Raw genomic sequence first — 11183 nt, 5'->3', positions numbered from 1 at the left:
GAAAAACGCTTAATTATTGAACTTGACGGTAGCCAGCATCTTGATAATCAAAGCTACGATAGAGAACGAACAGCTTGGCTAAATACTCAAGGGTTCAAAGTACTGCGTTTTTGGAACAATGATGTACTACAACAAACAGCGTCGGTTATTGAGGCCATCTTGTACACATTAACCGATTCTTGACATCCCCTCTCCCCAACCCTCTTCCCCCGAAGAACAGTATCTTACTATTCAAATTCCTTGCGCGGGAGAGGGAGCAGATCGAAGCAAGATTAAGTGATGTGCCTAGATGAATGCGGAAGAGCCTACAAAAAAAATTTAGGGACATTACCTATTGCAGGAGAGCAAAATTTTTACCGAACAGTAGTGTGCGCAGACAGGGGTCCATTTGCAATATACATCCGAAGTCTTAATAGAAGATACTATTTCGCCAACTTCGCAAAAATATTCAACATCATAGGGAAGGGCGGGCCTCTGCTTTCTCAGGGATGACAGCCTATTGGTATAACGGTGATTTGTACTAGTGGTTAGCCTGGGAATCTACCGGCTATCTGCGATCTCTCTCCGAGGCTTCGAGACAGGGCGTTCATGTTCCGAATGGATGCCTCGTTTGATAAACGCGAGTAAATCATATTGAGCGGGTGATGGGAATCGAACCCACGCCATCAGCTTGGGAAGCTGAGGTTCTACCATTGAACTACACCCGCAATAAATAGTTGTACCAGTTCGCGTATGCGGGATTCTACCCACAGCGAACTTATTTATAGATTACATTTAAACCCGAATAATCTCCATACTGTTTGTACCGCCTGCCGTACCAATTACTCGACCGCGAGTTAATAAAACAAAGTTTTTTTTCTCTAAATGGCCTGCCTTTGTTAATTCCTCCAGCACGTGTTGATTCAATGTGTCGGCAGCAAATGAATGATAATCCATGAATACCGGAAAAACATTATGGGCAAGGCACAGACGACCTATAGTCCGCTTATTAGCGGATACAGCGATAATAGGGACCGTACTTTGTTGTCGTGATATCCATAAAGCGGTATCACCGGATTCAGTCAGTGTAATAATTGCCTGAATGGGAAAATGATTGGCTGCATGCATTGTTGCCATGGCAATTGCTTGATCCGCGCGATGGTAATGACAGGTTTCATCGGTATTGTGATAGTAAAAACTGGCATGTTTTTCAGTGCTTAAGCAAATCTTATTAACCATGCTCAGAACTTTTACTGGAAACTGACCACTGGCTGTTTCTGCAGACAACATCACCGCATCTGTTCCATCTAATATCGCATTGGCAACATCAGAAACCTCTGCCCGTGTGGGTTGTGGATTGCTAATCATCGACTCCATCATTTGCGTTGCTGTAATCACTACTTTGTCCAATCGACGTGCTTCGCCAATGATGTGTTTTTGAATCGCGGGTACTTCCGCAGCGCCGATTTCAACACCTAAATCGCCACGAGCGACCATAATTGCATCTGCTTCCTGAATAATTTCAGTGAGGTACTGTAACGCTTCGGTGCGCTCGATTTTTGCAATTACGGGGATTTTTTTACCAAATTGAGTCATGAGTGCGCGGGTATGCCGAATGTCTTCCGCATCTTTGACAAAGGATAAACTGATGTAATCTACTTCTGCTTCAATGGCGGTGTGCAAATCGCGCTTGTCTTTGTCCGTCATGGTTCTGGCCGCTAATCCACCGCCTTTTCTGTTGAGTCCTTTCAGATCACTTAAGACACCGCCCTCAACGACACTACAATGAATTTTGGAATGAGCAATGCTCTTTACCTGTAGTTCAACCAAACCATCATTCAGCAATAAATGATCACCTGGGCTTAACTCACGAGACAGACTCGGGTAAGCCACAGATACTTCATTCGTATCACCTAACAAGTCGGATGCATTGCAATCCAAAGTAAAGTCTTGCCCTTCAACTAAAGTGATGGATTTATCTTTAAAGCGGCCAATGCGGATTTTTGGTCCTTGTAAATCAGCCATTACTGCCAATGGCCGATTTAATTCCTCAGCGATTCCTCGTACCAAAGCAATGAGCTGTAACGCTGAGGCATCCGCATGGGAAAAATTGATGCGTACCACATCAACACCTGCGGTCAACATGGCACGAAGTATTGCCGGGTCACTACTGGAAGGCCCTAATGTGGCAACAATTTTAGTTTGTCTTAACATCTTTTGCACGCTCCTGCAAAATGGCAACAGCTGGCAAGGTCTTTCCTTCCAAACACTCAAGAAATGCCCCACCCCCTGTGGAAACATAAGAAATCTGCTGGTTTAGATCATAAAGATCAATCGCAGCAAGCGTATCGCCACCACCTGCAATTGAAAATGCATCGCTTTCAGCAATAGCAATTGCCAATGCACGTGTTCCATAGGCAAATTGTGCGAATTCAAAAACACCCACAGGACCATTCCAAATAATGGTTTTGGCCTCGTTAATAATATCTACATACTCACTCACCGTTGTGGGACCAATGTCGAGAATCATGTCGTCAGAGGCAACATTGTGCAACGACTTATTATAGGCTGGGCAAAGTTCGCTAAAGGATTTACCGACCACAACATCACTGGGTAAAGGAATGTGACACCCTTTTTCTTTAGCTAACTGGAGAATTTCACGTGCTTCTTGCAACAACTCTTCTTCATAAAGGGAGACGCCAATCTCGAATCCTTGTGCTTTGAGGAAGGTATTTGCAATGCCGCCACCAGGGATTAAATAATCAACAAGGGTGACTAACTGGCGTAATAAACTGAGCTTCGTAGAGACTTTGGCACCACCAACAATTGCAACAATTGGTTTTTTGGGTGCGGCAAGTGCTTTTTCCAAAGCATCCAGCTCACGAATCAATAAGGGGCCAGCAACAGCAACAGATGCATACTGAGCTACACCGTATGTAGAGGCTTGAGCTCTATGGGCTGTACCAAAAGCATCCATAACAAAGACATCGCAGAGGCTGGCAAGTTTTCTTGCCAGCTGCTCGTCATTATTTTTTTCACCCACATTAAAGCGTACGTTTTCGCAAACCACCAATTCACCGGGTTTAACGTCTACGCCATTGAGATAATCACTTACGAAATGAACAGGATAGTCCAAATGTTTCTGCAAGTATTCTGCAATGGGTTGCAAGGAAAAACGGCGTTCTATTTTTCCCTCTTCGGGTCGACCTAAATGAGATAAGACCATCACTGCAGCGCCAGCAGCTAACGCAGCATTCAAAGTGGGTAGTGCTGCCTGTAATCGTTGATCACTGGTAATCATTCCCTCTTTTATTGGAACATTCAGATCTTCGCGAATTAGCACCCGTTTTCCAGACAGGTCTATATCGCTCATTTGTATCAGATTCATCAGTTATCTCCAGATGTGTACCGTTTCCATTTAATTTTGACAGTTAGCATCTCATATTGCTTGCAGATTCGAGCAACAATCGCACAAAGATGAATGCAAGATGAGATGCTAACTGTCAAAATTAAATGAAAACGGTACTAGGGTTTTTAGCAACTCATCATTTGCTGTGCTGTATCCAGCATACGATTAGAAAAGCCCCATTCATTATCATACCAAGCGACTATTTTCACGAGATTGCCAAACACCTTGGTTTGTGTGGTATCAAAAATAGAAGATGCAGGGTTATGATTAAAATCGCAGGATACTAAAGGATCATCATTGATTTGTAAGATGCGGCTTTTTGCTTGGCGTACAATGTCGTTCACTTCTTGTGCGGTGGTTTCACGCTTTGCAGTAAAGGTTAAATCAATCACAGAAACATTCAGAACGGGAACACGCATTGCAAAGCCATCCAGTTTCCCTGCTAATTCAGGTAATACTAATCCTACAGCGGCTGCTGCCCCTGTTTTTGTTGGGATAATCGAGTGGGCTGCTGCTCGAGCGCGACGTAAATCTTCATGACTTCCATCCAAAAGCATTTGATCATTGGTATAGGCATGAACCGTATTCAATAAACCGTATTCAATACCCAAAACATCATTTAATGGCTTCACAACAGGTGCCAAGCAATTGGTGGTGCATGAAGCGTTAGAAACGATGAGATCCGAGGCTTTAAGTGTTTGATGGTTCACTCCATAAACTATGGTTGCATCCACATTTTTTCCTGGAGCGGAAATCAATACTTTTTTCGCACCTGCAGTAATGTGTTGCATTGCCTTTTCTCGCTCGGTAAAGAAACCGGTGCATTCTAAAACTAAATCAATGTTTAATTCTTTCCAGGGGAGATTCGCAGGGTTACGCTCAGCAATGATTTTGATTGCATGGCCATCAATCACTAACATGCCACCTTCAACTTTCACATCGGATGTGAAGCGGCCATGGGTTGTGTCATAGCGGGTCAGATGTGCTGTAGTCTCAATGGCGGATAAGTCATTGATAGCAACAATTTCAAATTCATTTTGCTTTTTAGATTCAAAAATTGCTCTTAAGATACAACGGCCAATGCGACCGTAGCCATTAATCGCGACACGTATTGTCATATTACTTCTCTCCAATTTTTAGTAATGAGTTACTTATCTCAAGTTAAGTATGCAATCGTAGCCTGGGTGAAGGCGAAGCCATAACCCGGGATGTATGGGATATCATTTTCCCGGGTTATGGCTTCGCCTTCACCCAGGCTACAAGTTTCTTTAATCGTTTTAACGTTTTTGTACTAATTGTTCCAAAGTGTTAATTATTCGTTCTACCGTAATATCCAGATATTGATATGCTTGATTTGCTGGGGCCGATACGCCAAAACGATCCAGACCAATGACTGCACCGTGTAAGCCAACAAATTGATACCAATAAGCTGAACTGGCTGCTTCAATTGCGATACGTGTGGGAATGTTTTGGGGCAATACCTCATTTTTATAGCTTGGGTCTTGCTCCAGGAATCGTTCTGCACAAGGCATGGAAACCACTCTCACTTTAAGCTCGCGTGTTTTCACTTGTTCTGCAGCAGCAAGTGCCAATTGAACTTCCGAGCCCGTAGCAATCAAGATGGCATCAGGGGTGCCATCGCAATCCATAATGATATAACCTCCTTTTTTAATTAATTCTGCAGCGGTTGCGCTATGCGGCAATGCAGGTAAATTTTGTCTTGAAAGCAGTAAGGATGTTGGGCCATTATGATGCTCCAAAGCGAGTTTCCATGCAACGGCTGTTTCCATTAAATCTGCAGGACGCCACACACTCATGCCTGGAGTCATCCGTAACATGGACGCATGCTCGACTGGTTGATGTGTTGGACCGTCTTCGCCTAAACCAATGGAATCATGGGTAAAGACATAAATAACGCGTTGTTTCATTAAAGCACTTAAACGTATTGCGTTGCGTGCATAGTCAGCAAAAACCAGGAAAGTTCCGCCATAAGGAATAAATCCCCCGTGGACCGCGATACCGTTCATGATTGCAGACATCCCAAATTCACGTACGCCATAATACAGGTAATTCCCTGTAAAGTCTTCGCCAGTAATGGCTTTGCTGCCTGACCAATCGGTATTATTGGAACCGGTTAAATCTGCGGAGCCGCCAAGCATTTCAGGCAGCATGCGGGCAAAATGTTCAATGCATTGTTGGGAAGCTTTACGTGTCGCAACGGCTTTGTCATTACTGCGGCACTGCTCAAAAAATGCATGGCTTTGGCTTTGCCAATCATCAGGAAGATCGCCATTGATGCGGCGTAAAAACTCATAATGCTCTTGGGGATAGTGTTGTTGGTATTCATTCAAAAGCATTAGCCATTGTTGCTCTTCTTTTTCCCCTTGCTCAGCATGATTCCACTGTTGATAAATGGTATCGGGAATAACAAAAGGCTCATGATTCCATTTAAAAAATTCGCGTACATTGGCAACGTCTTTTGCACCTAATGCAGAACCATGGGCTTTTTCACTACCGGCTACGGAGGAACCTAGTCCGATTACTGTTTTGCAGATAATCAGTGTGGGTTGTGCGGTATTGGCTTGCGCTTTAAGAATGGCTTGCTCAATCGCATCCATATCGTGGCCGTCAACTGCCTCGATGACTTGCCATTGATATGCTCTAAAACGTTGGGCTGTATCATCAGTAAACCAAGATTCAACTTTCCCATCAATAGAGATTCCATTGTCGTCATAGAAGACAATCAGTTTCCCTAAACCCAAAGTACCTGCTAGCGAACACGCTTCATGGGAAATGCCTTCCATGAGACAGCCATCACCAGTAAAGGCATAGGTATAGTGATCCACAAGATGCAAATCATCGCGATTGAAGTGAGTTGCCAGAACGCGTTCTGCCAAAGCCATACCTACTGCATTGGCTAAGCCTTGCCCTAAAGGACCGGTAGTGGTTTCTACTCCAGGAGTATGGCCAAACTCTGGGTGCCCAGGCGTTTTCGAATTGAGTTGACGAAAATGCTTCAGATCATCTAATGTGAGGTTGTATCCGGTCAGATGCAGTAATGAATAAATCAGCATGGAACCATGCCCATTGGATAATACAAAACGATCGCGGTTAAACCAATGAGGATTTTTCGGATTGTGTTTTAAAAACTTTCTCCATAAAACGGTGGCAATATCGGCCATGCCTAAGGGCATTCCTGGATGTCCTGATTGGGCTTGTTCTACTGCGTCTACACTTAACATACGAATGGCATTAGCTAATTCTTTGGAAAGATTCATGGGTTCTCTTGTGCACTTAACTAGGTGTGCTATTGTCGCTCAGAAGACATGAATCAGCAAGAATACAAGTTCATTTTTGACTATTTTTTTTCAAAAAGACTTAATTTTGTCCTGTTTTCCTGTTTTATGAGCATGCTAAAACGATAAAATAACCTAACTATAGTATAGATCGAATAAGGCGAATCATGGGCTTTGCTCGGTAGTGAAAAACATCACGTTCATTACTGATAAATACTAATGCATAGAAACAATAAAAAGTGTAAACAGTTCATAAATTTTCTTTTTGTGCAGATTTATATATAATCAGACCTATTTTTTTACTTTTAAAGTTATTTATAGACAGTAAGCAAATGATTAATATAAAATTGTCTATTTGATATCCCAAAAAATTTATTTTAGGACATCATGACCCCACTACTTCGACATTTGCATGAAATTTTTCCTGAGCTCTCTCTTGCTCAGGCTGAAAGTCCTTTGAATTGGACGTTCACCGAAACTATTAAAAAATTAGGTCCTGATTTTTATCGTCGAATCATTCCAATGCATTTGGTGATGAACTTGGAATACAGTCTTTTGGGGCGACAACTCAGGGATAAATTCCTCTCTCCAAAAACCCTAGATCGGGACGAACTACGCGAACAATTGATTGCCGCATTGATGATGGCTGAACTCTTGGAGCACATCTATCAATACTACATGGACATACCCAGAGAAGTGCTTCGTTTACGTGCGCAACAAAATCTGTACCGTGAATTATTGGCAGAACTCATTCCCAACTTTCCCAAAAAGCCAAAAGAACTCCCTGAAAATCTTTCGTTCACTCAAGAATTACGCAATACCATCCTGGACGTCAATTTATGGCGTCTCTTCATTGTTCGTTCAAAGCGCGCATTGGATCTTTTTGCTTTGGTGCATACAGAATCAAAATCATACCTGCGTTTTGTGAAAATCATGGATACAGCGATGGACCCGTTTCTTATGCACTTGGCCTGGCTTTTTTGGTTACCGCGTCTGGCGGTGAATTTCTATTCTTTATTGAAGCATACTATTCCTGGTTGGTGGATGGATGAGCACGAACAGTCATTAGGCTGGATGGTGCGCTTTAGTGCACAAATTAAAAGGCGTTATTTTGAATTTGGAAATGATCTTGTTTGGGCTGGCGCAGGTCTGATTAATACCTTTTATTTAACTGGAGCATTGGCTCCTTTTGCATTTTACGTATCCCTTGCTGTATTCGCTTTTGATGTCATTTGGGCTATGACCCGAGCTTATATCGAATTGAGCCGCTTAAAGGAACTGAGATCGCAATATGAAGCCATGCGCGATAGGGCAGAGAGTTGGAAAGAACAAAAACAAATAAGGGAGCAGCTTGAAGCCATAGATAATCAAATCGCTTTTGAGCAGTTTCGTTTAGGCTCACATGTCGCGACTACGGTCTTTATTTTTATAGGGATGTGTATGGCTCTTCCCATATTTGCTGTGAATCCAATTTTGCCGTTCCTTGGAGCACTTATCCTGGTTTCAATTTGTCTGATAAATTTTGCTCTTACTGAAGAAGTAGCCAATAGACGACCTAGGGATACGCTCGATCGTTCTACTGCATTATCTAAGCTAGGTCTTTTTAGCACTAAAGAGCCATCCCCTGTAGATTTGGATGAGAATGAGGAAGAGGATATGGATTTAGATACGGCACTATGTTGTATTTAATTCTCTATAATTGCTTATCTCAGTGATTTCATTGAGGTATAGAGGCTTTCCCAATTGAATGTTATGCTTTAGGTCTTGTATCTATTTTTAAAGGTAAAGCATGTCAGTAACTGTAGGATTACCCCAATTTAGCCGTATTGATGTCAATCATTTTCAATCTCATCTGGATGCCATGTTAAAAAAGCATCTGCAGCAGGTTGAGCGCTTACTTAAAGAAAATCCTCATTATACTTGGGACAACTTAATGTACCCCTTAGATGATATGGCGGATGAGCTGGAACGTTTTTGGTCGCCTATGTCACATTTGCATGGGGTCATGGATTCACCTGAGTTGCGCAAATGTTATGATGCCTGCTTGCCGCTCCTCTCCGCTTATGAATCCGCAATGGGTCACAATTATGAATTGTATGAAGCCATTAAATCAATTGACCAACACGCATTGAACCCAGTACAACAAAAATTAATTGCCGACAGCCTGCGTGATTTTGAATTATCAGGGGTCGCTTTGGCTAAGGAACATAAAAAGCGATTTGAAGAAATTCAGACGCGCCTGGATGAATTAACCAATAAATTTGAACATAATATTTTGGATGCAACCCAAGCATTTACCTTACACATCAAAGATTCAGCACGTTTGGCAGGACTGCCCGAACATGCTTTAAATACGGCCAAAGAAGTTGCTGCTGAAAAAGGTCTTGAAGGGCATGTGCTGACTTTAGAATACCCGTGTTATCAAGCGGTGATGACTTATGGCGAAGATCGTGCGTTACGCGAAGAAATGTATCACGCCTTTATTACCCGCGCATCCGATCAAGGTCCTAATGCGGGAACTTATGACAATACCCCTTTGATCCAGGAAATTTTGGCATTACGTCATGAAAAAGCCAAACTTTTAGGGTTTAACAACTACGCCGAATTGTCGCTTGCGACAAAAATGGCAGAATCAACCGCCCAAGTCAGGGATTTCATGGATGATTTGGTTAAGCGCATCCACACGCAAGCAACAACGGAGTTCAAGCTGTTGGAGCAATTTGCTGAGAAAAAATTCCAACTCAAACCCGTAAGACCTTGGGACGTAGCGTATTTGTCTGAAAAACGAAGACAAGCCTTATTTACCCTGTCACAAGAAGATTTACGCCCTTATTTCCCGCAACCTAAAGTCATGCAGGGGGTGTTTGCTCTTGTTAAAAAACTTTATGGGATGTCCATTGAAGAAGTAAAGGGCGTGGATATTTGGCATAAAGACGTACAATGTTATTGCGTGGTCGATGAACACAATAACGTTCGCGGTTATGTGTTTACCGATTTATTTGCCAGACCGAACAAACACAGCGGCGCATGGATGGATTCATTACAAAGCCGCAGAAGATTGGAAGATGGCAAAGTACAGTTGCCCATTGCAACCCTGACTTGTAATTTTGCCAAAGCATCAGCCAACAAGCCGGCGATGTTATCGCATGAAGAAGTGGTGACTTTATTCCACGAATTTGGTCATTGTCTGCATCACATTTTAACGCAGGTCGATTATCTGGGTGCTTCAGGCATTAATGGGGTAGAGTGGGATGCGGTTGAGTTGCCCAGCCAATTTTTTGAAAATTGGTGTTGGGAGAAGAGTGGTTTGGATGTTTTGACCGCACATGTAGACACCGGTGAACCGCTTCCAGAGACTCTTTTTCAACGGTTGATTGCTGCAAAAAATTTCCAATCCGCAATGGCGATGTTACGGCAGATGGAGTTTTCGATATTCGATTTTCGTATTCATCAAGAGTATGCACCCAAGCAGGATTCCCTGGTTGAAAAGATCCTCGCAGATGTACGCTCTAAAACCAGTGTGATTCCTGCTGTCCCCTACAATCGTTTTCCGCAGAGCTTTAGTCATATATTTGGGGGCGGATATGCTGCAGGATACTACAGTTACAGTTGGGCAGAAGTTTTATCCAGCGATGCGTTTTCCCGTTTTGAAGAAGAAGGGGTGTTAAATCCCAAAACCGGACATGATTTCCTGCATTACATTTTGGAAGCAGGCAGCTCGAAGAAAGCGGCTGAAGCCTACAAAGAATTCAGAGGCCGTCCAGCAACAGTTGATGCGTTGCTGCGTCATAACGGCATTCAAGGCTAAAGCAAAACCCTGGGCGAAGGCAAAGCCCTAACCCAGGGAATAATCAGACTCTAATTTTCAAAAGAAAGCTGCTAATCTGCACACATTTTATGTTATACTTAAAGTGTACAAGGGGGCGACCTGGCTTCGACGTGGGTTGCAAAACCAGAGGTGCATGCCGAGATTGAGAACTCTCGTAAATCAGACTCAAACTAAATATAAATGCAAACGATGAAAACTTTGCTGGTGGAGAAGCTATCGCTGCCTAATAAGCACTTTAGTTGAACCATCACTGTGTACTGGCCAATAAACCCAGTATCCCGTTCGACCGAGCCCGCTTATTGGTATCGAATCAACGGTCATAAGAAATAAGCTAGTGTCCTAATCCATCCCGTATTAAGACGCGAAATTCAGGGAATCGCTGTGTAGTATCCTGCCGGTCGGAGAATGCACAGTTAAATCAAAAGACACGGCTACGCATGTAGAGCTGAAGGCAGAGGATTTGCGGACGCGGGTTCGATTCCCGCCGCCTCCACCAATTATTCAAACCATTTCCGACCACCAAAGACCATCATAAACCCAATAAAATCAATGCATTTAGCGGGTTTTTATTGATTTTTATATTGTATTTCATGGTCTATCATTGTCTACAAAATGTCCCAAAAAAGCCCCAAATTTTAATTTAATGCCCCAATGGCGCCCCAAAAAATTG

At 42.9% G+C, this 11183-nt stretch carries 7 protein-coding genes, 1 tRNA gene and 1 other RNA gene; 4 read left to right on the top strand and 5 right to left on the bottom strand.

Annotation, left to right across the window (positions count from 1 at the left end; translation table 11 throughout):
• The coding region (locus Lani_RS19785) for an endonuclease domain-containing protein (RefSeq protein ID WP_156415164.1) at positions 1 to 183 on the top strand (183 nt) is incomplete at its 5' end.
• A 453-nt stretch (positions 184 to 636) separates the two neighbouring features.
• Here the strand turns inward: Lani_RS19785 and Lani_RS12530 are convergent.
• The 5 genes from Lani_RS12530 to tkt all read right to left on the bottom strand — a co-directional run bounded on the left by Lani_RS12530 (position 637) and on the right by tkt (position 6666).
• Positions 637 to 707: transfer RNA gene (locus Lani_RS12530), tRNA-Gly, on the bottom strand.
• A gap of 67 nt (positions 708 to 774) precedes the next feature.
• The gene (gene pyk / locus Lani_RS12525; protein WP_019232509.1) at positions 775 to 2193 is read right to left on the bottom strand and encodes a pyruvate kinase; all 1419 of its coding nucleotides are present in this window, start codon (positions 2191 to 2193) and stop codon (positions 775 to 777) included.
• Positions 2177 to 3367, bottom strand: a complete 1191-nt coding sequence (locus tag Lani_RS12520; protein ID WP_019232508.1) for a phosphoglycerate kinase — start codon at positions 3365 to 3367, stop codon at positions 2177 to 2179. Before Lani_RS12520 ends, pyk begins: the two co-directional genes overlap by 17 nt.
• Before the next feature lie 146 nt (positions 3368 to 3513).
• A complete protein-coding gene (gap, locus tag Lani_RS12515) occupies positions 3514 to 4506 on the bottom strand; it encodes a type I glyceraldehyde-3-phosphate dehydrogenase (RefSeq protein WP_019232507.1) in 993 nt (330 codons plus the stop codon).
• Between the two features lie 159 nt (positions 4507 to 4665).
• Positions 4666 to 6666 carry a transketolase gene (gene tkt, locus Lani_RS12510; protein WP_019232506.1) on the bottom strand — a complete coding sequence of 667 codons (2001 nt, stop codon included), beginning with the start codon at positions 6664 to 6666 and terminating at the stop codon, positions 4666 to 4668.
• Between the two features lie 405 nt (positions 6667 to 7071).
• Between tkt and Lani_RS12505 the strand changes: the two genes are divergently transcribed.
• From Lani_RS12505 to ssrA, 3 genes are all read left to right on the top strand, one after another.
• Positions 7072 to 8373, top strand: a complete 1302-nt coding sequence (locus tag Lani_RS12505) for a hypothetical protein (protein ID WP_019232505.1) — start codon at positions 7072 to 7074, stop codon at positions 8371 to 8373.
• Between the two features lie 100 nt (positions 8374 to 8473).
• On the top strand, positions 8474 to 10492 hold the full coding sequence (locus Lani_RS12500; protein WP_019232504.1) for a M3 family metallopeptidase: 2019 nt from the start codon (positions 8474 to 8476) through the stop codon (positions 10490 to 10492).
• A gap of 111 nt (positions 10493 to 10603) precedes the next feature.
• Positions 10604 to 11009, top strand: a transfer-messenger RNA (tmRNA) gene (ssrA, locus tag Lani_RS19545).
• Positions 11010 to 11183 lie beyond the last annotated feature (174 nt).

Source organism: Legionella anisa (genome assembly GCF_001467525.1).
GTDB lineage: Bacteria > Pseudomonadota > Gammaproteobacteria > Legionellales > Legionellaceae > Legionella > Legionella anisa.
The sequence above is the reverse complement of the archived record's forward strand: the minus strand, read 5'-3'. Positions and strand labels throughout refer to the sequence as shown.

Excerpts from the sequence above, each read along its gene's own strand:
- pyk (WP_019232509.1), bottom strand. The coding sequence starts at position 2,193 with ATGTTAAGACAAACTAAAATTGTTGCCACATTAGGGCCTTCCAGTAGT.
- Lani_RS12520 (WP_019232508.1), bottom strand. The coding sequence starts at position 3,367 with ATGAATCTGATACAAATGAGCGATATAGACCTGTCTGGAAAACGGGTG.
- gap (WP_019232507.1), bottom strand. The coding sequence starts at position 4,506 with ATGACAATACGTGTCGCGATTAATGGCTACGGTCGCATTGGCCGTTGT.
- tkt (WP_019232506.1), bottom strand. The coding sequence starts at position 6,666 with ATGAATCTTTCCAAAGAATTAGCTAATGCCATTCGTATGTTAAGTGTA.
- Lani_RS12505 (WP_019232505.1), top strand. The coding sequence starts at position 7,072 with ATGACCCCACTACTTCGACATTTGCATGAAATTTTTCCTGAGCTCTCT.
- Lani_RS12500 (WP_019232504.1), top strand. The coding sequence starts at position 8,474 with ATGTCAGTAACTGTAGGATTACCCCAATTTAGCCGTATTGATGTCAAT.